At 51.4% G+C, this 23,712-nt stretch carries 15 protein-coding genes; 10 read left to right on the top strand and 5 right to left on the bottom strand.

Features of this window, described 5'->3' with window-relative positions; translation table 11 throughout:
- Window positions 1-209: 209 nt before the first annotated feature.
- Both PsW74_RS08055 and PsW74_RS08050 read left to right on the top strand, forming a co-directional pair.
- Complete coding sequence (locus PsW74_RS08055) at window positions 210-2,303, top strand: molybdopterin oxidoreductase family protein (protein WP_063288466.1); 2,094 nt, start codon at window positions 210-212, stop codon at window positions 2,301-2,303.
- 237 nt (window positions 2,304-2,540) lie between these two features.
- Window positions 2,541-3,764, top strand: a complete 1,224-nt coding sequence (locus PsW74_RS08050; RefSeq protein ID WP_063288467.1) for a hypothetical protein — start codon at window positions 2,541-2,543, stop codon at window positions 3,762-3,764.
- Window positions 3,765-3,921: 157 nt separating this feature from the next.
- Here the strand turns inward: PsW74_RS08050 and purN are convergent, their stop codons facing one another.
- Both purN and purM read right to left on the bottom strand, forming a co-directional pair.
- Window positions 3,922-4,575 (bottom strand): phosphoribosylglycinamide formyltransferase, encoded by a 654-nt coding sequence (gene purN / locus PsW74_RS08045; RefSeq protein WP_063288468.1) that lies wholly within the window; start codon window positions 4,573-4,575, stop codon window positions 3,922-3,924.
- Window positions 4,572-5,657: a phosphoribosylformylglycinamidine cyclo-ligase gene (gene purM, locus PsW74_RS08040; protein WP_063288469.1), complete on the bottom strand. Its 1,086-nt coding sequence runs from the start codon at window positions 5,655-5,657 to the stop codon at window positions 4,572-4,574. The genes purN and purM overlap by 4 nt, the downstream gene beginning before the upstream one ends.
- Window positions 5,658-6,063: 406 nt before the next feature.
- Between purM and PsW74_RS08030 the strand changes: the two genes are divergently transcribed.
- The 4 genes from PsW74_RS08030 (at window position 6,064) to PsW74_RS08015 (ending at window position 11,799) form a co-directional block, all read left to right on the top strand.
- Window positions 6,064-7,155: an AI-2E family transporter gene (locus PsW74_RS08030; RefSeq protein WP_063288470.1), complete on the top strand. Its 1,092-nt coding sequence runs from the start codon at window positions 6,064-6,066 to the stop codon at window positions 7,153-7,155.
- Window positions 7,152-7,832 carry a DnaA/Hda family protein gene (locus PsW74_RS08025; RefSeq protein ID WP_057465335.1) on the top strand — a complete coding sequence of 227 codons (681 nt, stop codon included), beginning with the start codon at window positions 7,152-7,154 and terminating at the stop codon, window positions 7,830-7,832. The genes PsW74_RS08030 and PsW74_RS08025 overlap by 4 nt, the downstream gene beginning before the upstream one ends.
- Before the next feature lie 318 nt (window positions 7,833-8,150).
- Window positions 8,151-10,298 carry an RNA degradosome polyphosphate kinase gene (locus tag PsW74_RS08020; RefSeq protein ID WP_244271758.1) on the top strand — a complete coding sequence of 716 codons (2,148 nt, stop codon included), beginning with the start codon at window positions 8,151-8,153 and terminating at the stop codon, window positions 10,296-10,298.
- The gene (locus PsW74_RS08015; protein ID WP_082830505.1) at window positions 10,276-11,799 is read left to right on the top strand and encodes a Ppx/GppA phosphatase family protein; all 1,524 of its coding nucleotides are present in this window, start codon (window positions 10,276-10,278) and stop codon (window positions 11,797-11,799) included. Before PsW74_RS08020 ends, PsW74_RS08015 begins: the two co-directional genes overlap by 23 nt.
- A 92-nt stretch (window positions 11,800-11,891) precedes the next feature.
- Here PsW74_RS08015 and rnd read toward each other — a convergent pair whose 3' ends face one another.
- Window positions 11,892-13,115 carry a ribonuclease D gene (gene rnd / locus PsW74_RS08010; RefSeq protein WP_063288472.1) on the bottom strand — a complete coding sequence of 408 codons (1,224 nt, stop codon included), beginning with the start codon at window positions 13,113-13,115 and terminating at the stop codon, window positions 11,892-11,894.
- Window positions 13,116-13,412: 297 nt separating this feature from the next.
- Here rnd and aspS point away from each other — a divergent pair, with 297 nt between their 5' ends.
- Together aspS and PsW74_RS08000 are read left to right on the top strand one after the other, a co-directional pair.
- Entirely contained in the window at window positions 13,413-15,197 is a 1,785-nt protein-coding gene (gene aspS, locus PsW74_RS08005) for an aspartate--tRNA ligase (RefSeq protein ID WP_063288473.1), read from the top strand.
- Window positions 15,198-15,352: 155 nt separating this feature from the next.
- The gene (locus PsW74_RS08000) at window positions 15,353-17,158 is read left to right on the top strand and encodes an ABC transporter ATP-binding protein (protein ID WP_063288474.1); all 1,806 of its coding nucleotides are present in this window, start codon (window positions 15,353-15,355) and stop codon (window positions 17,156-17,158) included.
- Between the two features lie 112 nt (window positions 17,159-17,270).
- Here PsW74_RS08000 and PsW74_RS07995 read toward each other — a convergent pair whose 3' ends face one another.
- Window positions 17,271-19,388, bottom strand: a complete 2,118-nt coding sequence (locus PsW74_RS07995) for a hypothetical protein (protein ID WP_063288475.1) — start codon at window positions 19,386-19,388, stop codon at window positions 17,271-17,273.
- Window positions 19,389-19,425: 37 nt separating this feature from the next.
- Entirely contained in the window at window positions 19,426-20,619 is a 1,194-nt protein-coding gene (locus PsW74_RS07990; protein ID WP_063288476.1) for a hypothetical protein, read from the bottom strand.
- 250 nt (window positions 20,620-20,869) lie between these two features.
- On the opposite strand from PsW74_RS07990, the gene PsW74_RS07985 reads away from it, so the two are divergent.
- Both PsW74_RS07985 and PsW74_RS07980 read left to right on the top strand, forming a co-directional pair.
- Entirely contained in the window at window positions 20,870-22,519 is a 1,650-nt protein-coding gene (locus tag PsW74_RS07985; protein ID WP_063288477.1) for an EAL domain-containing protein, read from the top strand.
- 340 nt (window positions 22,520-22,859) lie between these two features.
- The gene (locus PsW74_RS07980) at window positions 22,860-23,672 is read left to right on the top strand and encodes a ferredoxin--NADP reductase (RefSeq protein WP_063288478.1); all 813 of its coding nucleotides are present in this window, start codon (window positions 22,860-22,862) and stop codon (window positions 23,670-23,672) included.
- Window positions 23,673-23,712: the final 40 nt, after the last annotated feature.

The raw sequence follows: 23,712 nt of genomic DNA, 5'->3' as shown, positions 1-23,712 counted from the left end.
TTCAAACCATTCCCTATGAAAGACCAGAACAGGCACCTCTTGCAAGCATTAGGAAATACAGGAACACCGCAAAGACCGCGCAGGACCTCAAGAAATCGTCAATTCAAGAATTTTTTGCCTGCGCTTTCTTGACAATTTGAGTGTTACCCGCGATCTGTCTGTGCAACGAGAACAAGTCTAGAACACCAGTTTTATTGAGTACGCCACGCATGTCTAAGCCCGAAAAACCACAAAGGTTTGCCTCCGCATGTCCACACGATTGCCCGTCCACCTGCGCAATCGAGGTCGAAGTACATGCAGATGGGCGTGTAGGCCGTATTCATGGCACCCGTGACAACGATTATACCGCTGGCGTCATCTGCGCCAAGGTCGCTCGCTACTCCGAGCGCTTGCATCATCCGGACCGTTTGACCAAACCTTTGCGCCGCACAGGCCCGAAAGGCTCCGGCCAGTTCGAAGAGATCAGCTGGGAAGAGGCACTACAGGAAGTCTCTGAGAAATTCCTGGAGGCTGAGAAGAAACACGGCCCGCAAACCGTCTGGCCATACTTCTTCGCCGGCACCATGGGGCTTGTTCAGCGCGACAGCATCAACCGCCTGCGCAACGCCAAAAGTTATTCCGGCATGTACCAGACCTTCTGCACCAACATGGCGTGGACTGGCTACATCGCTGGCACTGGTAAACTCGCTGGGCCGGACCCGCGCGAAATGGCGCTTGCCGACGCTGTGGTGATCTGGGGCACCAACCCGGTGGCGACGCAGGTCAACGTCATGACCCACGCCATCAAAGCCCGCAAGACCCGTAAAGCCAGGATCGTTGTCATCGATGTCTATAAGACCGAGACAATGAAACAGGCAGACATCGGCCTTGTCTTGAAGCCGGGTTCCGACGCCGCACTCGCTTGTGCTGTCATGCACGTTTTGTTCCGCGATGGCTATGCCGACCGCGCTTACATGGAAAAGTACGCCGACGCACCTGCCGAACTGGAAGAACACCTGAAGACCCGCAGCCCTGAGTGGGCCAGCGAGATCACAGGTCTTTCCGCAGAGCAGATCGAAGAACTCGCCAAACTGGTTGGCGAAACAAAGAAAACTTACTTCCGCCTTGGCTATGGCTTCACCCGCCAGCGCAACGGCGTGGTCTCCATGCATGCCGCCAGCTGTATCGCGGTTGTTGGCGGTCACTACCAATATGAGGGCGGCGGCGCGTTTCATAACAACGGCGCCATCTACGGTCTCAACATGGCCATGGTCGAAGCTCACTCGCTCCACGACAGTTCCATCCGCAAACTCGATATGTCTCAGGTAGGCCGGGTTCTTACAGGCGACAGCGAAGCGCTTATGGACGGCCCACCAGTCACCGCCATGCTGATCCAGAACACCAATCCGGTGTCTGTAGCTCCTGAGCAGACCCTCGTAAAAGAAGGCTTTGCCCGCGAAGACCTGTTCACCGTGGTCCACGAGCAGTTCATGACTGAAACCGCGCTCATGGCGGATATCGTCCTGCCAGCAACCCAGTTTCTGGAACATGACGACATCTACAAAGGCGGCGGACACCAGAACCTCCTGTTCGGTCCAAAACTGGTCGACGCCCCGGGCGAAGCCAAGCCGAACCTCTATGTGCTGAACGAGCTGATTGAACGCCTCGGCGGGGAAGACCACGAAGCGCACAAAATGACCTCCCGCGAGCACATCGACTGGATGCTCAAAAACTCCAAATATCCAGGCGGTTTGAGCGAGCTGGAAGAGAACCGCTGGCTCGACTGTCAGCCAGACTTCAATGAAGCCCATTACATAAACGGCTTTGGCTATGAGGACGGCAAGTTCCGCTTCAAGCCGGATTGGGCGAGGGTGCCAGCACCAAACAACGGTCCAATGGGCCCATGGCAACAAATGCCAGCCTTGCCGGATCATTGGGACATCAATGAGTTGCCGACCAGGGACTATCCGTTCCGCCTCGCCACATCTCCCTCACGCTCGTTCCTGAACTCTACGTTCAACGAGACCCCGAGCTCCGTGAAGAAGGAAGGCCGCCCAACGGTCATGCTGCACGCAGACGACGCAGCCGCGCTGGGCGTGGAGGAGGGCGACAAGATCATCCTCTCCAATCACCGCGGCGAAGTCATCCTGCACGCCTCCGTGGGCGATCGTCCTCAAAAGGGCACACTCATCGCAGAGGGCATCTGGCCCAATGCAGCGCACGAAGGTGGCAACGGCATCAACACCCTCACCAGTGCCGACCAGACAGCTCCTTTCGGCGGCGCAGCCTTCCACGATATCCACGTGGCGGTGCGCAAAGCATAAGGCAGGTATCCTTGGTCTATTGAAGGGGGCGATACCGCTCCTTCAGTAGGCATGGACGACAAAAGTGATGATTTTCCTCAGTTCACAAATATTGAACGCATATGTGAGCAAAAAAGAGCCCTCATAGTATTAAGCGACACTCTTAACTCCGCCAGAAATCGTAAAGTAGTTCCACTTGGCGAGTTCTGATTGAATTTGATGACTCTGCGTCAAATTCATAATAATAAAGGGTGTGCAATGAGCGGATTAACTATTGGTAACTCTAGTAATTTTCACGGTGCTGTTGAAAATCTGGTAAATCAGGCTCGTGTCGAGCATGCGACCTCGTTAAATCTAAATACTGACGACTTGATCGTTTCTATTGGCAGTAAAAAAGGCAACCCGCAGACAGGGGAACGGATTTACTCCGTTGTAGTTGACACGCCGCAGCACAAGCGCGGTTTGGGGGATAATCTTAAATCTGCAGCAAGTGCGTTGTCGCATGGCCGCCTTGCCAATGTGAAGCAATCTCTCTCCGACGCGACAAAAAACATCGGGAACCTTCTGGGACGAACCCAAAGTGCTCCGGAACAAGCGAAAGAAAACTGGGCTCCCTTTCTGGAACTTGCAGAGCAGACGATTGCAGACACAATAAAGCACGCCTCATCCGGGACCGAGCGTCTCGTTGACCTGAAAGCGATGATGGCCGGTATTCAAGCGAGCGTTTTTGACAGGACTGAGTTCAACGAGCACGACGGATCTCATCGCACACTGGGGGACGCCACCAAAGTCGATATCCGTAGCTTGAAAGCCATGGATGCTGCGGTCTCCAGTGCCCAGAGTCGAATATTGGGGTATGCAAGCAGCACCCGAAGCGCTGAGGGCTCTGGAGTGCAGCAATCGCCTCTTTACGATGTTCCACGCCAGCCACCACAACCTCTATACGATACTCCGCGCCCACAACCGCATCAGTATGATACCCCGCGGCCACAACACCCATACGATCATCTGGAGCCAAAGACGACAGTAGCGCCAACATATGCGCAGTTGAACACAGGGACTGTCTACCAGAACGTGGAAGCACAGAACTTGGGTGAGAACACTGAAAGCTACTCCGCGCGGCGGACTCTTGAAATCACGAATGGTAATTTGGGAACCAACTTCCAAAGCCTGGATCAACTAAATGATTTCATGGAAGGGAAGGAAGCCTACATCGATGGCTATATGGCTCAGTTGCAGACAACAGGCGAGTTCAAAACGTTTGAGTCATATTTTGCTCAGTTCAACAGACCGGCCGCTCACGCATCCCAGCAGGTGACACCGCCAGCAGAGTCCAATGTCAACTATGCTGATTTGGAGACAGGACCTGACGAAGATGGTATCGAACAGCCAGAAGTTCAGACCGAGCGGAGCACTGCGAGGCAATCTCAGTTTGTGAAACTGGATGACTTGGTGCTGCAAAAGGGTGAACTTCGGATCTGACAAGGCTCACAGGTGGTAGCGTAGGACCAACTTCGCTTTCAACGCAGAAAAAACGCAAATCGCGCAAACGAACGCACATAGTAACGCAAACGAAAAAAGGCCGGAGGCGGGAGCGCCTACGGCCTTTTTTGTGTCTCTTTATGAGAACCTTATCTCATTAACAAATAAGGCTTTTATCGTCCTGCTTAGCACCTTCAATCTTCACACGAAAGCCGTCAACGGAAGCTCTGCCACTGGCCACAGCCTCCAAGGCCTTCGGATAGATCTCATGCTCAACCGCCAGCACACGCGCTGCCAGATCATCCGGATTATCCCCGTCCAGAACGGGGACAGCTCCCTGCGCGATGATTGGCCCCACATCCATTTCCGCTGTTACAAAATGCACAGTCGCCCCATGAATGCGAACGCCTTCCTTCAACGCTCGCTCATGCGTATGCAGACCCGGAAAGCTTGGTAAGAGAGCAGGGTGGATGTTGATCATCCGGCCTTGCCACTGGCTTACGAACCACGGTGTTAGCAAACGTAAAAAGCCAGCCAGAACAAGCAGGTCTATGTTGTGCTGTTCAAGCATCGCATTCAGATCACGCTCAAATGCCTCACGGTCCTTGCCATAAAGCTTGTGATCCAACGCAAAAGTGGCAAAACCTTCGTCAGCAGCGCGCTCCAGCCCTTTCGCGTCTGGCCGGTTGGACCCCACCACAACGATTTCCGCTGGATAATCAGGAGCTTTTGCTGCCTCAATGAGAGACAGCATGTTGGAGCCACGCCCTGAAATCAAAACACCTACGCGTTTTTTAGGCTGCGTGCTCATTTGGCAAAATCCAGCGAGCTGTCAAACACAACCTGCTCAGCCCCATCCTGCGCAGTTTCCAGTTTGCCAAGCGTCACAACAGTTTCGCCTTCACGCTCAAGCACGTCGCGAACAGCATCGGCTTTGTCTGCCGCAACCGCGACCACCATGCCAACACCACAGTTGAAGGTGCGCAGCATTTCAAACTGTTCAATCCCGCCAGCTTTTGAAAGCCAGCCAAACACAGCAGGAGAGGAAATAGCAGAAAGATCAATCCGTGCAGCAAGCCCGTCAGGCAGAACGCGTGGTAGGTTCTCAGGAAGACCACCACCAGTGATGTGTGCCAAGGCTTTGATGCCATTGGTTTCTTTAATCGCGGCCAGTAGCGGCTTCACATAGATCCGGGTAGGCTCCATCAGCGCTTCGCCAAGCGTTTTGTCTGCATCAAACGGAGCTTTATCAGCCCATGTCAGGCCGGAAACCTCAACGATCTTGCGAACCAGAGAAAAACCGTTGGAATGCACACCGGAAGAAGCCAGACCAAGCAGAACGTCGCCTTCGCCAATATCTTTGGATGGCAGCAGCGTTCCACGTTCAGCCGCGCCAACGGAAAATCCAGCCAGATCATAATCACCAGCCGCATACATGCCTGGCATTTCAGCCGTTTCACCACCGATCAGCGCGGCGCCGGAGATTTTACAGCCCTCTGCAATCCCCGCCACAACATCGGTCGCCATGTCCACGTCCAGCGCGCCAGTGGCAAAATAATCAAGGAAGAACAGCGGCTCAGCACCTTGCACCACAAGGTCGTTCACACACATGGCAACCAGATCTATCCCCACACCGCTATGCACGTTGGTGTCGATTGCAATCTTAAGCTTGGTGCCCACGCCATCATTGGCTGCCACAAGAACAGGGTCTTTAAATCCAGCGCCTTTCAAATCAAAAAGACCGCCAAAGCCGCCAATGTCACTGTCAGCACCCGGGCGACGCGTTGCTTTAACCAGTGGGCTGATCCGTTTGACCAGTGCGTTCCCGGCGTCGATATCGACCCCCGCTTGTGAATAGGTAAGGCCGTTATTACCGTTCTGGTCCTGGCTCATGGATACTGCTCCGCATCATCAAGAGTATAGCGGCATGACCGCCTATCTAATTTGGCGGCATAAAAACAAAACTGTAGGGAATTGCAAGGCCGAAAGGGGAAGGAAACCACGCTGGTATCTCAGAAAAACGCACATCTGTGCAGAACCAGCTAAGCTTTTGCGAATTAATGGAGCTTTGAAAAACTCTTCATTCAGGAGAAACTTTTTCACCCCTCTCAAAGATGCTCCGAAATTAAGCGGGCGAAAAGGTGGAGTAGCTACTCTGGCAAACCTGATGCTGCGACTTGACGTAATCAACCTATGGAAACTACAACCATCTTAAATTTTAAAGATGCCTCTGTGAGCGACCGTGCTGCCGGATAACAGGCAAGCTGATGGGCTCCATGCCTCCACTTGGAGATAGTTTATGAGTACAAACAAACGGTTATTCTTCTGGTTGCTGGCTTTTACAGCCTTCATCCTGTTCTTATCGGTGTTTCAAAGCATCCTTCTACCGTTTGTCGCAGGTATGGCCTTGGCCTATCTTCTCGATCCAATTGCGGATTATCTGGAAACCCACGGGTTCGGGCGCATCTGGGCGACTGTCACGATCCTGCTGATATTCCTGATTGTTTTCACCGCAGCGCTGCTGATCCTCCTGCCAATTCTCGGCAAACAGCTGATCGCATTTCTGGAGTATCTGCCTGAACTGGCCGGAAATCTTGAAAATTTGCTGCGCGAAAGTCTTGGGCCACAAATGGACAGACTTGCAAACTTGTCAGGCCAAACCAACAAAATCGACTGGGGTGCCTTCGTCGGGCAGGCCGCAAACTTCGTTGGCGGGCTGCTGTCGTCAATCTGGAGCGGCGGGCAAGCACTTATTTCTATCATCGGTCTTGCTGTGGTGACACCAGTTGTCGCGTTCTATCTCTTGCTCGACTGGGACAACATGATCGAACGCATCGACAGCTGGCTGCCACGTGACTACCAGCAAACCATCCGCGCACTGGCAAGTGATATGGATTCAGTAGTCGCCGGGTTCGTTCGCGGGCAGGTGATGATGTGCCTGATATTGGGCACCTTCTACGCTGTCGCTCTGTTACTTGTTGGCCTGAAATTTGGCCTGTTGATCGGTCTCACAGCTGGCTTGATCAGTTTCATTCCTTATGTCGGCGCGATTGTCGGCTTTGGTCTGTCAATTGGTGTTGCTTTGGTCCAGTTCTGGCCTGATTATTTCATGATCGGAGCGGTGCTGGGCGTGTTTGTTGTTGGTCAGTTCCTGGAGGGAAACGTCCTTCAACCCAAACTTTTAGGTGGAAGTGTCGGTCTTCACCCTGTCTGGCTCATGTTTGCACTGTTCGCTTTTGGTTCTTTAATGGGATTTGTGGGGATGTTGATAGCAATTCCAGCTGCAGCAGTGGTTGGGGTACTAGCAAGATTTGCTCTCAGGCAATATCTTGCAAGTTCGCTATATGCAGGTCACTACAAAAATACCAATAAGACGGAAGGACTGGAATGACAGGATCGACAGGGCCACAACAATTGCCTTTGGTCTTGCCCCATGAGGAGGCTTTGGGGGTTGATGATTATCTGGTTTCAACGTCAAATCAGGCTGCATTCAATCTGATTACCAATTGGCCGGAGTGGCCATCTCCGATCGTAACCCTGCAAGGGCCGATCGGATCGGGTAAAACACATCTGGTCAACGCATGGCAGGAGCTCAGCGGAGCTCAGATCGTGGGCGGGGATGAACTGGAATTTCTTGACCTGACGGCATTGGCAGAAGCCGGCCCGGTCGCGGTTGAAGACCTGCATGCAGGTTTTGATGAAGCATCTTTGTTCCATCTGTTCAACGCAGTACGCCTGTCCGGTGGCAACATGTTGATGACCACCCGCGAGTGGCCAAACACGTTTGACCTTAAAACCAAGGATCTGGCGTCCCGTTTTCGGGCGGCGACCCCGGTGCAGGTGGAAGAGCCAGACGACATGCTGCTCGCAATGGTCATGACCAAACATTTTTCAGATCGTCAGGTAACTGTTGACTCCAGTGTGATAGATTACCTCGTGATAAGAATTGAACGGTCACTGGATGCAGCACGCAACGTTGTAGACATGCTGGACAGACATGCATTGGCGAAGGGTCGAAAGATCTCCCGCGTCATGGCCTCCAAAATTCTGGAGAGCATGGGCGAGTAGGAACCAGGGCGTATCTCCGAGAAGTGGTTGCCGGTTATCGGCTCCAGATACGCTTGTAAATAATGCTGAGAGCTTGCTGCTGCACTGCAACATGCTCTAAGCTTTATTTTCCCGTCAAAAATGTATGGTCTAAATGACCAGAATCATACAACGGACAGCGCAATCGTCAGATATTCTAAGGGCGAGGTGCGCCCATACAGGTGACCCGGTCCACGGGCTGCGGAGGTACATGGAATGAATGAGTTTACGGAAATGAACGCTTTGGAAGACGAGACCACTGACACCGCAGATTTTGAGGTGAGTGCAGGGCTGGCTCTGATGCAAAAACCAGAGCGCTTTGTAAACCGTGAACTCTCGTGGTTGCAGTTCAACCGCCGTGTTCTGGAAGAATCCATGAACCCGAGCCATCCGCTTTTGGAACGGCTCCGGTTCCTGTCCATCTCTGCCAACAACCTTGATGAGTTCTTCATGGTGCGTGTTGCTGGCCTGCGCGGTCAGCAGCGAGCGGATGTGACGACCATTTCTGATGATGGTCTGACCTCGACAGAACAGCTGGAGCAAATCTCTGTTGAGGTAAGCAAGCTTCAAAGTGAGCAGCAAGCCCGCTTCCGTCAACTGCGCTCTGAGCTGGCTGATGAAGGTATCTTCATCGTTGAAGCGCAGAACATGAGCCAGTCTGAAACGGATTGGCTGGAAGACTACTTCCTTCAGCATATTTTCCCGGTTCTGACCCCGTTGGCTATTGATCCGGCGCATCCTTTCCCGTTCATCCCAAATCTGGGCTTTTCGCTGATCCTAGATTTGCGTCCGGTGGATGGAGGCGCAGGTATGACTGCGCTGCTGCGTATGCCAAGCCAGATTGGCCGCTTTGTTGTCCTGCCAACACCGCGTGATGCCGGGCCAAAAGCAACTCGTTTCATTCCAATTGAGACGATCATCTCGTTGTTCATCGGCAATCTCTTCCCCGGATATGAAGTTTGCGGCAAAGGCGCGTTCCGCGTCTTGCGCGACTCCGACTTGGAAATCGAGGAAGAAGCGGAAGATCTGGTGCGCGTTTTTGAAACCGCCCTGAAACGCCGCCGCCGCGGGTCTGTGATCCGCATGGAAATCGAAGAAAGCACACCTAAGAGCCTGAGAGCCTTCGTTGCAAATGAGTTGGAAGTCACCGAAGAGGAAACCTTCCTTGCCAACGGCCTGTTGGCGCTGAATGACCTGTCTCAGGCTGTGAACGTCAAACGCGATGATCTCAAGTTCCCGCCATACACTCCGCGCTATCCGGAACGCATCCGCGAACACGGCGGGGATTGTTTTGCGGCTATCCAACAAAAAGACATCCTGATCCACCATCCCTACGAGAGCTTCGATGTTGTCGTCCAGTTCCTCCGCCAAGCCGCCCAGGACCCGGATGTCGTCGCAATCAAGCAAACGCTGTACCGCACATCCAACAACTCGCCGATCGTCAAAGCCCTTGCAGAAGCTGCAGAAGCTGGCAAATCCGTCACCGCGCTTGTTGAACTCAAAGCCCGCTTTGACGAAGAAGCCAACATCCGTTGGGCGCGAGATCTGGAGCGCGCTGGAGTACAGGTCGTCTTCGGCTTCCTTGAGCTGAAAACCCATGCGAAAGTCTCCATGGTTGTCCGCCGTGAGCAGGGCGGTTTGAGAACCTACTGCCACTTCGGTACCGGCAATTATCACCCAATCACAGCACGCATTTATACCGATCTGTCCTACTTTACCGCAGAGCCAGCAATGGCACGCGATGCGGCTAAGGTGTTCAATTACATCACAGGTTACGCAGAACCGGGCGAGCTGGAGCGACTGGCCGTTTCTCCAATGAGCCTGCGCAAGCGCATCATTCAGCACACAGAAGAAGAGATTGCCCACACCAAGGCAGGTCGTCCGGGTCAGATCTGGATGAAGATGAACTCTCTGGTAGATCCAGGTGTCATTGATGCATTGTACCGCGCCAGTCAGGCAGGGGTACAAATTGATCTGGTCGTGCGCGGTATTTGCTGCTTGCGGGCAGGCGTGCCGGGGCTCTCTGACAACATCCGCGCTAAATCAATTGTGGGAAGATTTCTTGAGCACAGCCGTATCTTCTGCTTTGGCAATGGTCACGGGTTGCCCTCTGATGAAGCCCATGTCTATATCTCATCAGCGGATATGATGCCGCGCAATCTGGATCGTCGGGTCGAGACCCTTGTTCCTGTTAAAACGCCAACAGTACACAAGCAGATTCTTGATCAGATCATGGTTGCAAATCTAGAAGATAATCAACAAAGCTGGCGTCTGCTTCCAGACGGTAGTCATGAGCGCATTGTTGCAGAACCAGACGAAGATCCGTTCAACGCACACAAGTTCTTTATGACGAACCCATCTCTGTCTGGTCGTGGTAGCTCGCTACAGGGCGATAGCCCAAAACTTTTTGTAGAACGGCCAAATAGTGACAGATATCTCGACGAGTGATGAGCCTCGAGGACGATTTACAGACCCGGGACCAATAGCAATCATTGATATTGGTTCCAACTCTGTCCGTCTTGTAATTTATGAAAGACTGGCGCGTAACCCGACAGCGTTGTTCAATGAAAAAATCCTGGCAGGACTGGGGCGCGGTGTAGGCGCGACTGGTCGTCTGAGCGAAGAAAATGTTGCCACCGCACTGCGTGCTTTGGTGCGGTTTCGCCGTGTTTGCGATCATGTGGGTGTCATCAAACTGCACATTCTGGCAACAGCAGCAGCTCGCGAAGCTGAAAATGGCGCAGAGTTCATTGCAAAAGTAGAAAACATCTGCCGGGCCAACGTTCAGATCCTATCTGGCCGTGATGAGGCTTTCTACTCAGCAATGGGGGTTTTCTCTGGTTTCTGGCGGGCAGACGGCCTTGTCGGAGATTTGGGCGGCGGATCATTAGAGCTGGTCGACATCAGTGCACATGGCATCGGTGACGGACGCACATTCCCGCTTGGCGGCATTCGGCTGCAGGAATCCTCAGAAAAAGATCTGGCACTGGCCAATGAGATCGCCCGTGAAGAGCTGGAAAAAGCCGACTGGCTGGGTAAGGCAAAAGACCGCAACTTCTATGCGATCGGTGGAACGTGGCGTTCACTTGGCCGTTTGCACTTGTATCAACAGGGCTATCCGCTGCATGTGATGCATGACTACACAGTGCCTGCTGAAGTCATGATTGATTTCTGCGAGCAGCTCATGCGGGATGACCTAAGCAACGAGCCAAGCATTCAGGTGATCTCTAAAGCGCGTCGTGGATTGCTGCCGTATGGTGCAACCGTGATGCGGCAGACCTTGTTGCATTGTCAGGCAGATCAGGTCGTCTTTTCTGCACTCGGCGTGCGGGAAGGGTACTTGTATGATCAGCTTGATGAAGACGGCAAAAAGCAAGACCCTTTGCTCACAGCAGCCCACGAGTTGGGTGTGCTGCGTGCCCGTGATCCCTCTTATTCAGCCGAAGTGGTTGAGTGGAGCGAGCAGGCCATGCGTGTGGCTGGTGTGGACGAAAGCGAAGGCGAACGCCGCCTGCGCATCGCGGCCTGTCAGTTAACGGATATCGGCTGGCGTGCGCATCCGGACTACCGTGGTCAGCAATCACTGAACATTATTTCTAATGGCGGGTTTGTAGGCATTGATCATGCGGGTAGGGCATATCTGGCACTGACAGTGTTCTATCGCTACGAAGGCCTGATGGATGATGCGCTTTCGCCGGCCATTCGTAGCCTGAGTAATCCACGTCTCATGAAGCTGGCACGTATGCTTGGCGCGACACTGCGTGTTGCGGCATTGATCAGCGCTTCCATGAATGGTGTGTTGCTCAAGAGCAAGCTGTCGCTGGTGAACGACAAACTCGTACTGGCTCTCCCTGCAGAACTTGCGGACATGCAAGGGGATCGTTTGACCAAACGCCTGAACCAACTCGGACGTGTTATGGATCTGGAAGCCGAAGTCAGAGTGCTCTAGGAAATCTGAGACAGATACAAGAAAGCCCCGACAAGTTTTGCCGGGGCTTTCTTATTTATCAGTAAGTTATGATGAGTAGTGGATTCAAAATCTTAATCAGACTTTGGCTTGTTGTTCTTGTTGCCACCACGACGGCGAGAGCTGTTTTCAACACGCTCAACCGGTTCACCTTGTTCACAAATGACGACCTGACGGCCATTAAAAGCAAGGCCGATTTCACCTTTCTTCAAGCGCAGCGCATCTTCACCAAAAAGCTCTCGGCGCCAGCCGGAAAGAGCCTGAACCTGCGCATCTCCACTTGATGCAATCTTGTCCAGATCATCGACCGTCGCGATAACTTTCGGTGCCACACCAAAGCTTTCGCTCTTCATCTTCAAAAGCACCTTCAGCAAATCGACAGCTGCAGACGCTCCGTCCGGAGAAGGCCGTCCTTTTGGAACTTCTGGCAGATCGTCCTCAGAAATCTCCATAGCGCGTTTTACCGCGTTGAGAATGTCCTCAGCATGTCTAGAGCGCTCAAAACCACGTGGGATTGTGCGCAAGTGCCCCAAAGCTTCAGATGTCTGAGGCTTCTGCGTTGCAACCTCAAAAATCGCATCATCTTTGATAACGCGGCTACGAGGAATGTCACGCTTTTGCGCTTCCTGTTCACGCCAGAAGGCCAGTTCCTTTAAAACAGCCAGATCGCGTGGTTTGCGGACGCGCAACTTCATGCGCTGCCAGGCCTTCGCAGGATCACTGCGGTAGGTGTCGATGGAAGACAGCGTTGCCATCTCATCTTCAACCCAGTGGTTGCGGCCCTTCTGTTCCAGTTGCTCTTTCAGGAACTGGTAGACGTCGCGCAAGTGGGTTACATCAGCCAGTGCATAAGCAAGCTGTTTGTTCGTCAATGGACGCCGGGACCAATCTGTAAACCGGGATGATTTGTCGATCCGCTCACCCGTCACTTTCGAAACCAGTTGGTCGTAGGAAACTGAATCCCCAAAGCCACAAACCATGGCTGCAACCTGACTGTCGAAGAGAGGTGAGGGCACAAAGCCACCCAGATGGTAGATTATTTCAATATCTTGCCGTGCAGCATGGAACACCTTCACGATGTCCGTATTGCGCATCAATGCAAAAAAAGGTTCAAGATCCAGATCTTCAGCCAGAGCATCAACCAACACAGCATTATCTGGATTGGCAATCTGAATGACGCAGAGTTTTGGCCAGAAGGTCGTTTCCCGCAAAAACTCGGTATCAACTGTTACGAAATCTGAATTAGCAAGCTTGGCACACGCTTGCGCAAGCTCTTCTGTAGTTGTGATCATCTTCATGGTGTCAAAGTCTATAGCGTAAGCGAACGGGCTTGTCCCTATCTAAGTTTCTCGTTTTCTCATCAAGTGGTTGTAAATGTCGATTTTTACTCTCTATGAACCAAAGGGTCGCAGCCAGAGCCTCGCGAAAACCACGTAGGTAGAGGAAACTCGGGAAATGTCCGCAAGAAACAGCGCCAAAGTTACAGACTTACTTGACTTTAGGATGCTGACATGTCTTTTCCAGCCGGATGACCTTTTGACGAGGTCAACCAGTTTCTGAATTTTATGATTCACTAGATTACCACTGAGGACGCTATGCATCGTTATCGAAGCCATACCTGCGGAGAGCTGCGGGCGAATAATGTAGGTGAAACCACTCGCCTTTCTGGCTGGGTGCACCGTGTACGCGATCACGGCGGCCTGCTGTTCATCGACTTGCGTGACCATTACGGCCTTACGCAGTGTGTTGTTGATCCGGACTCCCCAGCATTTAAACTGGCTGAAACCGTACGTTCCGAATGGTGCATCCGCATCGATGGTGACATTAAGAAGCGCTCTGACGATACCGTCAACAAGGGCCTTGGCACCGGCGAGATCGAAATTTTCATCCGTGATATGGAAGTTTTGGGTGACTCTCAAGAGCTGCCGCTGCCAGTATTCGGTGAGTTGGAATACCCTGAAGATATTCGTTTGAAGTACCGTTTCCTCGACTTGCGTCGCGACACTCTGCACGCAAATCTGATGACACGGACCAAGATCATCAACTCCATGCGTCGTCGCATGAATGATGCTGAGTTCAACGAATTCCAGACACCAATTCTGACGGCTTCTTCTCCTGAAGGCGCACGCGATTTCTTGGTACCTTCCCGTATTCACCCTGGTAAGTTTTACGCGTTGCCACAGGCTCCTCAGCAGTTCAAACAGCTGCTTATGATGTCTGGCTTTGATAAATACTTCCAGATTGCACCTTGCTTCCGTGATGAAGATCCACGCGCGGACCGTCTGCCAGGCGAGTTCTACCAGCTCGACGTGGAAATGAGCTTCGTTACTCAGGAAGACGTGCTGACCACCATTGAACCAGTTATCCGTGGTGTGTTTGATGAATTCGCTGAAGGTAAGCCAGTTACCAAAGAATTCCCACGCATTCCTTACGCAGAAGCGATCCGCAAATACGGCTCCGATAAGCCGGATCTGCGTAACCCGATCGAAATGCAGGACGTAACTGAACACTTCGCAGGCTCCGGCTTCAAAGTGTTCGCACGCATGATCGAGAGTGATCCAAAGGTTCAGGTCTGGGCAATCCCAGCACCTAAAGGCGGTTCCCGTGCATTCTGTGACCGCATGAACTCATGGGCGCAGAGCGAAGGTCAGCCAGGTCTTGGTTATATCTTCTTCCGTAAAGAAGAAGACGCAATCGCTGGTGCTGGCCCAATTGCGAAAAACATCGGCGCAGAACGCACCGAAGCAGTCCGCACCCAGCTTGGTCTGGATGAAGGCGATGCAGTGTTCTTTGCAGCTGGCGATCCTAAAAAGTTCGCAGATTTCGCTGGTAAAGCGCGCACCCGTGCAGCTGAAGAGCTGAACCTGATCGATGAAGACCAGTTCGCACTGTGTTGGATTGTTGACTTCCCAATGTACGAATGGGACGAAGAAAACAAGAAAGTTGACTTCTGTCACAACCCATTCTCCATGCCGGAAGGTGGAATGGATGGCCTCAACAACGTTGAGCCTCTTGAACTGAACGCCTACCAGTACGACGTTGTCTGTAACGGTTACGAAATCGGCTCAGGCGCGATCCGTAACCACCAGGTCGAAGTCATGAAGAAAGCCTTCGAAATCGCTGGTTACGATGAAAGCCTGCTCGAAGAGAAGTTCGGTGGCATGTTCCGCGCGTTCCAGTACGGGGCGCCTCCACACGGCGGTATGGCTGCTGGTGTTGATCGTATCGTTATGCTGCTCGTTGGTGCAAAGAACCTACGTGAGGTTACCTTGTTCCCAATGAACCAGCAGGCACAGGATTTGATGATGGGTGCTCCGGGCGATGTGTTCCCGGCACAGCTGCGCGATCTTCATATCCGCCTGAATTTGCCAGAAGCATAAGAGCCGCTGGCAGAAAAGCAGGTATGGCGGTTCACGTCATAATGTTATAAATCTCATGGAAGGGCGGTCGTAGATCTACGGTCGCCTTTTCATCTTCTACCGGTAGCAAATTAAGTCGTCATACTTAAATTCGCTGGAAAAGCTGAGGGTTTTAGGTGTTCGACGCCATAAGCAAAAAGCTGTTTGCGGATGAAGAGGGCGCTCCCAGCCTTATTCGCCGCCTTCTCCGAGAAAATTTCGGGCAATACAAGTTCCAATACATGATTGCGTTTGGCTTCATGATTGTAGCTGCCGCCGCAGGTGCTGGCAGTGCAGCTATCATGAAAAACGTGATCAATCAGGTCTTTATCGACCGTGACATCACCATGGTCTACATCATCTCCGGCGCGGTGATGACCATCTTTCTGACCAAAGGTATAGCGACCTATGGTCAGACTGTTGTGCTGAGCAGGATCGGTAACTCGATTGTCGCCAAGCTCCAGCGTAACATGTTTGAAAAAGTGACCCGATTGGGCGTCAGATATTTCGACCACACGACATTTGGTGATCTGGCCACACGATTTGGCCACAACACAGGCGCTGCACGCGGTGTTATGGAGCTGATCATCCTTTCCGCTGGACGGGATATTATGTCGGTAATCGGTCTGGTCACGGTCATGGTCTGGCAGAATCCGCTGCTCTCACTCATCTCTCTGGGCATCATGCCTCCAGCTGTCTATGCTGTTTCCAAGCTTGTTCGCCGTGTGAAGAAGATTGCAAAGAGCCAGTTTGTTTCTCAGACAATCATTCTTTCCTTGGTAAAGGAAATGGCTCTGGGCATTCGCGTCGTGAAGTCCTTCAACTACGAAGCAAATATGCATTCGGCGATGGACAGCGCGGTCTCCAGCGTCGAGCAACAGTCTAACAAGATTGCGAAGTTGACTGCCAGAACATCGCCATTGATGGAAACTCTGGGCGGTATCGCGATTGGGATTATTATCCTCTATGGCGGTTATAGTGTGATCGCCTTGGATCAGGATCCGGGAGCATTCTTTGCCTTCATCACAGCACTTTTGCTTGCATATGAGCCAATTAAACGCCTAGCTCGCTTTCAGGTTAATCTGAATACAAAGCTTGTTGGTGTGCGCCTGATGTACGAGCTTCTGGATATGCCAGAGGAAAATCAGAGAACCTTAGACAAGCCTGATATGAAGGTCACCAAAGGACGGATTGAGTTCAAACAAGTCGAGTTCGATTATGGTGAGACGAAAGCTCTGAATGGCCTGAGTATGGTCGCAAACTCAGGTGAAGTGACTGCCCTTGTTGGTGCGTCTGGAGCGGGTAAGTCAACAGTCTTCTCACTGATTGAGCGTTTCTATGAAATCGATAAGGGTGGAATTCTGATCGATGATCAGGATATTCGTGATTTCAATATGGAAAGTCTGCGCGGCAATATCGCAATCGTGACACAGGATACGTTCCTGTTTGATCGTACGATCAGAGAGAACATCCTTATCGGCCGTCCTAGCGCCACGGATGAGGAAGTGATTGAGGCTGCAAAGAATGCGAATGCCCATGAGTTCATCGAGAAGATGGAAAAGGGCTACGAAAGTAATGCAGGCGAGGGTGGCACGCGCCTTTCCGGCGGCCAGCGTCAGCGCTTGGCGATTGCACGTGCAATGCTTTCTGATGCACCCATCCTATTGCTGGATGAAGCGACGTCTGCTTTGGATGCTGAGTCCGAAAATAAAGTACAAACCGCGCTTGCACGCCTGATGAAGGGGCGTACGACACTCGTGATTGCGCACCGTCTTTCAACCGTTCGTGATGCGGATACCATCCATGTGTTGTCGCATGGCAAACTCTTAGAGAGCGGCACGCACAATCAGTTGTATGAGATGGATGGTTATTACAGGCATCTGTGTGAACTCCAGTTCACCAATAGCAATCAAGTAACTCAAAAAGCGTCTCCGGACGCTTGATAAGGCCGACTTGAAGCGCCGTTGAGCTTTTGCAAGGCTCTTCCAGACTACAAAAAAGGCCGCTGTGATATCACTTATCACAGCGGCCTTTTTTATTTCATCCTGTCTGAGCTTACTCGGTGTAGCTTACAGTTGCGCCCAGCATTTCAGGGAGCTGTTGAGGTGCAAGAGCCGCAATGCCTCCGAGCTGCATGATTGGAACTGCTGTCTGCGGAGCGAGTGTCACGCGGATGTTGGTTGGCTTGGCAGCAAAGCTCTTAGCTGCTTGTGCCAGTTCCAGAGCAAATTCGGTTTCAGCCAGTGGACCAGCCTGCTGGAGCGTACCATCAATCATCATTGAAGCCAGCAATTCAGCAGGAAGACCTGCTTGCTCTGCCTGAGTTGCAAGAAGCTCACTGATAAGCGGTGAATCCATCACTTCGATCTGTGCACCTTTGAAAGTCGCCAGAGCCACAACAGCTTCTGCCTCCTGTGGGTTCTCAAAAAGAGAGCGTGGAATTCCGCCAAGCTGAATGTCAGCATGAAGTTTTATGCCGTTTTCAAGCTCAAACTCGAATTTTTCCAGAGACAGATCCTGAGTGTTCTCATCCCACGCAATCTTGAAGTCCTGTGTGAGGTTAACACGCTCAATGCCAAGACGGTCAAGTACACCCAGAACCATCGGCTCTTGAAGGAGTGCAGCATCAAAGCTCAGACCTCCAATGACTTCAGACAGGCTTGTCGGGATAGGCCCAATGTGATTACCCATCTCAATAGTAAGCTCACCAAGGGAGACTGGTGTTGGCAGATCTTTTGCCTGCATGTTTAGGCCAGCAAGAGAAATGCGTCCGATCGTTGGAATGGCCTTCATCGCAGCAGCAGGATCAGCTTCTGCCGCAAGAGTGCTCTCAACCATGGTACGCAGGCTAGGCCATGCAAGATCAGCTAGTTCAAAGCTGTCCAAGTCAAACACTGCATCGTCGCCTTCTACAGCACCGTGCAGGCCTTCAAATTTCATCTGACCAAGACTGTTTGTTGTAAAGTCTGTGGTTGAGAAATGCTTCAGTGTTGCTTCAAAACTTGGTGCTTCGCTGTCTTTCATGCGTGCGCGGATTGGATCCCACGCTTTGATGACCATGTCATTTACGTCTGAATATGCGACGTAGTATGAGCCGAGCGCATCAAGCATACCGAAAATCTGATCAACAGCCTCTTCTTCCTCTGGCTTGTCTTTGAGGCTCTCAAACGCAGCCCAAAGCTTAGCAGCATCTCCACCTGACATGCGCACATCTTTGGTGGTAGATTCACCAGCACTCACTTCTAGAAAACCGAATGGTTCAGAGGCGCTGGCACCTTCAGTTTTTATTGTACTTGAGAAGCTTCCAACCCGGTACTCGCTCAGCAGCCTATCAGAAGGTGCCTTGGCCGCACCAAGAAGCGCCAGAAGCGGGCGTACGTCTTGATCTTTGACTGAAAAGTCGTTGTATGCCGTTTCAGAAACCGTTGAGACCTCTCGGCCATCTGTCGTCATTGAAGTTGTTGTTTTATATTCAATTTCTTCAATTGAGGCCAAAGCCACAACACCATTTTCCGCGCCGGAGAAAACGCCGTTCTTAATGGTGTATGTCCCTGTAAGTGCGTCGGCCATTGCCATATCAGCGACAACTTCAGCAAAGCTGCTGCGGTCATAAGAAACACTGGTTGCGGCGGCGAGCAACTGCTGAAACTCTTCTGTGGTAACACCATCTGACAGAACAGGCAGGTCAATCCAGTTCACAGAATAACCGGAAATGACATAATCTTTGGCGTCAGCAATAACTTTGATGACATCGTCGGAGGCTTGAGCCTCTGCAACATTTTTGAAATTCTCTGCTTTCTCAAAAAAGCCGAGCTCAAGCTGCATCTCATCGGTGGTTACGTTTTGGAAGCTGAAGGTGTCACCGTCACGCGAAGAGCCATCATAAATCGCCTTTGGCGTCTTGATGATGTAGTAGACGCCAAGGTTAGGCTTGTCTTCATCGAGGGAAAGAGTAAACATTCCTTCGATTTTATGATCAAGAATTTCGGTCTTTGATCCGTCTTCTACCGCCTTCGCATATGTTGCAGTTTCTGCGCCATTTGCAAGGAACCAGTCATTGTACTTATCAATGAGGTCTGATGCAGGACTGGAAAGAGCAGGCTGGGCGGATAAACCTAATACAGTGATTGAAACAGCAAAAAATCCCTGCCGTTTGAAATTTTGGAAAGGCATTAAATAAACCTTTTATGGCTAGTAGGAGGGTTCCCCGCTAGTTTACATTTGCTTGAAGGGCGATGCCAAGCAAAGAAATGATGGAAGCGGGGGAAATCGCAGATACCCCAAGAATTTGTGTTACGCTTATCGGTGCCTTAGGGGTAGCACTCAGCGTGATACTCTGCGGATTTTGCAAGAAACTATAAATCGCTTCCGTAAACTCCAGCTGCTTTGCGCGATCAGGAATTCTCGCAAATTGCTTTTCTGCTTTCTCCGTCAATTGCTGTGTATAGGCAGAACGCGATTGTCCGTGTCGGTGAGCTTGACGTTCAAGCATGTCATCCAGACTGCCTTCATCGACGAGTGAGAGATTGAAGCTGGAGATGGCTGCGCTCTGTAATAAATCCAGTGCAATGACGTTATCCTTAGTGGCAAGCTCGGTGATCTGCTCAACAACTGTATCTGTAAGGCCTTCCAGTTTCAGGGAGACCTGCACAGAGAAAAGATCTTTCAGCACAACAGCTGCACTCGGAATATTGACTTCGCCCGTGTCGCCATTCCACTCACCTTCAAAGTCGATATCTGCATCCACTTGAGTCAGGCCCAACTCATCAAGCATTTGCTGTTGTGGTGGTGCAAACATAGATCGGCTCAAAACGATATGAGCAACCTGAACACTGGCAATGATAGGGAAGCCGCCATTGTTGACGTCAAAGTCGATACTGACCCGCTCAATAGGCATAGATTGGCCCGTTGAACGATCCTGAAACAACAATCCCATAATCTCTGCAGTGGAATAGAGTGACATGGGGAGGTTTGATGCTGGATTGCTTAGATCATTGGCATTGGGAAGATAAAGATCCGTAATCGCGATCTTGTCTGCCGTGAAGTTGAAGTCTGGTTCGTCAACCTCGAACTTCGAAGCTGCAAATGCCCCGACAAAGACCCGCCCGTCACTTTCCACGGATGCCTGAGCCAGCGCCAGATCGCCAATCTTGAAACGCTTTGTCTGATCTACATTCGGATAACCTTCAATACCGCCAATAGAAAGCACTTCATTATCGACAGTAACCGGTCCTACGTGCGTCAAGGTCAACCCGCGATCCTGAAGGTTCTGAAGAAAGGCCTTTGCGACAGCATTATCAGTATTGATCTGTGCTGACGCTGCAAGAGCAAGGCAACTGCTGAAGAGGAGGGTAAAGAAGAATACCAGGAAGGTACGATGGCGACGTAACTCAGAACTGCGCATAGCTCGGCTCCAGATTGACCGCTAAGAGGCATTTGGGTGCTAAGCTGGCATATTGAGAGTTAGGGGCGCGTGTATATCACTGCAAAAAGTCAAACCACTCTGAGAGAAAACATGGTGGAACCCTGCATTTCACAGCCATTTTGGAAAGCATCTGGGGATCGTTTAGGGTGTTTGGATGATTTTTACAGTTTTAAGTAAGCCTTAATCATAGAAATAGGTAGCCGTATTTTGCATTTTTAAGGTCGTGGTTGTGTCTCGCCATTATTTCGTATTTGTCCGCGCAATTTTGGTTGCTTTGGGATTGGCGCTCTTGCCATTGCTCATTGGCAATATGATCCTTGAGAACTTCGCGATGCACCAGGCGCGGAACGAAATGAACGCGATCGCAGACCGTTACATCTCAAGAAGCGAGGCCGCGATTTCCGGTGCTGTAGAAATACTGCGCCAGATGCAGGTGAAAGGCCTGACATCCTGTACACGCCAAAATCAGGGTGAATTTGAAAAGACCCTCTCAGAAAACGTCATTATAAACGCAATAGGGATCGTGGATCACCGCGGTGTCCCCATGTGTTACGTGCCGGCTCAGGTTCGCCGCGGTAACAGTATTCTCCCGTCTTTGAAGCCAGATGCCCCGCGCGTTGGAATTGGTATGTCCTGGATGGAGTATCAGGGTATCCGCACGGCGTTGGTCTCCTGGAAACTTAGAAATGGCTGGCGTCTGGTTGCCAATATTTCTCCAACCGTACTCGCGATTGAACCGGGCCCAGATTATCTGCGACATGCTTCTGAAATCGAAGTCCGGTTAGGGCGCGATCATGTTTGGGTCAATCCGACAAACAACAGCAACCTTCCTGTCATCATGGGCAGCAACTTTATTGAAGAGTTTGCGGCATCAACGATCTACCCGATTAATGTGCGGATCCGAAGCGATCGCAATGCGGTCATGAGTCTGGTAGGCGAACTCAAGATCGTGGCAGTGATCGCCTGTTCAGGCATTGCTATTTTCCTGATCGCCTTGGGCGTCTGGCTTTCCTGGAAGCCAGAAAAAGATGCAGAAGACGACTTTGTTGCCTCCATCCGTAACAACGAGTTCATACCGTACTATCAGCCTGTCGTGGACATCGTAACTGGTGAGCTACAGGGCTGTGAAATGCTGATGAGATGGCAACTCCCCAACGGTAAAATGGTCTCTCCAGGTCAGTTCATGACCTACGCTGAAACATCGGGCCATATTTTCGAAATGACCCGAAGCATTATGCGCCAGTCCATTGATGATCTGGGAGAGTTATACTCTCAGCATCCGGAACTGAAGCTTTCGGTCAACCTTTTCGCAGGACACTTCAATGACCGGTCTATCGTAGACGATCTGCTGGACATCTACGAAGACACTCCAATCGCGCTCAATCAAGTGGTCATGGAGGTGACAGAGCGTCAGCCTCTTGAAGATATCGACCTGGCGAGAAAAATCATCGCAGAGCTACAAGCCCATGGCATTCGTGTCGCTCTTGATGATGTGGGAACAGGTCATGGCGGTCTGGCTTACTTGCAAAAACTGGGCATGGACATCGTCAAGATCGATAAGATGTTCATCGACCCACTAGGCAGCGAAGAGAATGCCTTCCGTCTGGTCGATGCCATAGCCGAACTCGCAGACACGATGAACATGGGCATCATCGCAGAGGGTGTAGAGAAGTATGAGCAAATTGTACTTTTGCGCGAGCTCGGAGTGTCTTCTGCGCAGGGGTACATCTTCTCCAAACCATTGCCAGCCCGCAAATACCTTGAGTTTGCGGAGGATATCTTCACAGATAGACGTAATCCGGTGAAGGTGCTTGAAGAAAAGAAACAAGCTTCTGATGAAGCGCTGGATCAGATCGTTTCTCAAAGCGACGTCGACTAACCCAACTTACCTCTATTTCAACACGAGTCAGATCAATGCCCTCTGACGGGCATAAATCATGCCGCCATGCGCATAACTTACCGCGCTACATTGAATAATATGAATATATTCCATAATTATATGTAGCGCATGTCTGATAACCCGCTTCACCGCACTTTCTAGCAGTCTTGGCTATCTCCCAAAAGCTCAGGAAAGGGAGGCGAAAGACAGTATTCTACGGAAAGAAGCAACTGGAAAAGAAATATTCACTCGCACGCGGTTTATTAGCTGCATGTGCCTCAGCACAGCCTTCAGCTTGGGTTAGCCTTTGCCAACCTCATTAATCGGAGCAAGGCGAACGATGAACCAGATCATAAAGGGTGCGGAATTGGAGAGCGCAGTTCCTGCAAATGTCTTTGTAGAAACAGTAACGGAAGTGACCCATTTCACGGACCGTCTTTTCCGGTTCAAAATCACGCGTCCTTCAAGCTTCAGATTCCGTTCTGGTGAATTTGTCATGATCGGGTTGATGATCGACGGAAAGCCACTCTTCCGTGCATACTCAATCGCCAGCCCGTCCTGGGATGAAGAGCTGGAGTTTTTCTCCATCAAAGTTCCTGACGGCCCATTGACCCAGCACTTGCAGAAGATCAGGGAAGGTGACCACATCCTTCTTAAGAAGAAGTCCACCGGAACACTTGTGCTTGACGCTCTGTCTCCGGCAAAACGTCTTTATATGTTCTCATCTGGAACCGGCATTGCTCCATTTGCTAGTTTGATCCGTGATCCTGAGACCTATGAGAAATTTGATGAGGTGATCCTGACCCACACCACACGCGAAATCTCTGAGCTACGCTATGGGGAGGAGCTGGTGGCTGACATCAGCAATGATCCGCTGATTGGTGAGGTCGCAACTGGTAAGTTACATCTTTACAATTCTGTCACCCGCGAACGCTTTAAGCGGGAAGGGCGCATCACGCATCTAATTGAAAGTGGTAAGCTCTTTGACGACCTGTCAGTTCCAGTCTTAGACGTCGCAGAAGACCGGGCCATGATCTGCGGTTCCATGCACATGATTGCAGATACCAAGGCACTGCTGGAACAACGCGGTTTCACCGAGGGTGCCAACAACAATCCAGGTGATTTTGTTGTTGAACGTGCGTTCGTGGGCTAAACCACAGCGGAATATGTGATAGCTCATCTCTATTGCATTG

Origin of the sequence: Pseudovibrio sp. W74, from assembly GCF_001623085.1 — a bacterium.
In the GTDB taxonomy this organism is placed as follows: domain Bacteria; phylum Pseudomonadota; class Alphaproteobacteria; order Rhizobiales; family Stappiaceae; genus Pseudovibrio.
This window is presented reverse-complemented; position numbering and strand designations above follow the sequence as displayed.

What these genes read in the sequence shown, in the direction of transcription:
- PsW74_RS08055 (WP_063288466.1), top strand. Translation starts at nt 210, where the DNA reads ATGTCTAAGCCCGAAAAACCACAAAGGTTTGCCTCCGCATGTCCACAC.
- PsW74_RS08050 (WP_063288467.1), top strand. Translation starts at nt 2,541, where the DNA reads ATGAGCGGATTAACTATTGGTAACTCTAGTAATTTTCACGGTGCTGTT.
- purN (WP_063288468.1), bottom strand. Translation starts at nt 4,575, where the DNA reads ATGAGCACGCAGCCTAAAAAACGCGTAGGTGTTTTGATTTCAGGGCGT.
- purM (WP_063288469.1), bottom strand. Translation starts at nt 5,657, where the DNA reads ATGAGCCAGGACCAGAACGGTAATAACGGCCTTACCTATTCACAAGCG.
- PsW74_RS08030 (WP_063288470.1), top strand. Translation starts at nt 6,064, where the DNA reads ATGAGTACAAACAAACGGTTATTCTTCTGGTTGCTGGCTTTTACAGCC.
- PsW74_RS08025 (WP_057465335.1), top strand. Translation starts at nt 7,152, where the DNA reads ATGACAGGATCGACAGGGCCACAACAATTGCCTTTGGTCTTGCCCCAT.
- PsW74_RS08020 (WP_244271758.1), top strand. Translation starts at nt 8,151, where the DNA reads ATGCAAAAACCAGAGCGCTTTGTAAACCGTGAACTCTCGTGGTTGCAG.
- rnd (WP_063288472.1), bottom strand. Translation starts at nt 13,115, where the DNA reads ATGAAGATGATCACAACTACAGAAGAGCTTGCGCAAGCGTGTGCCAAG.
- aspS (WP_063288473.1), top strand. Translation starts at nt 13,413, where the DNA reads ATGCATCGTTATCGAAGCCATACCTGCGGAGAGCTGCGGGCGAATAAT.
- PsW74_RS07995 (WP_063288475.1), bottom strand. Translation starts at nt 19,388, where the DNA reads ATGCCTTTCCAAAATTTCAAACGGCAGGGATTTTTTGCTGTTTCAATC.
- PsW74_RS07990 (WP_063288476.1), bottom strand. Translation starts at nt 20,619, where the DNA reads ATGCGCAGTTCTGAGTTACGTCGCCATCGTACCTTCCTGGTATTCTTC.
- PsW74_RS07980 (WP_063288478.1), top strand. Translation starts at nt 22,860, where the DNA reads ATGAACCAGATCATAAAGGGTGCGGAATTGGAGAGCGCAGTTCCTGCA.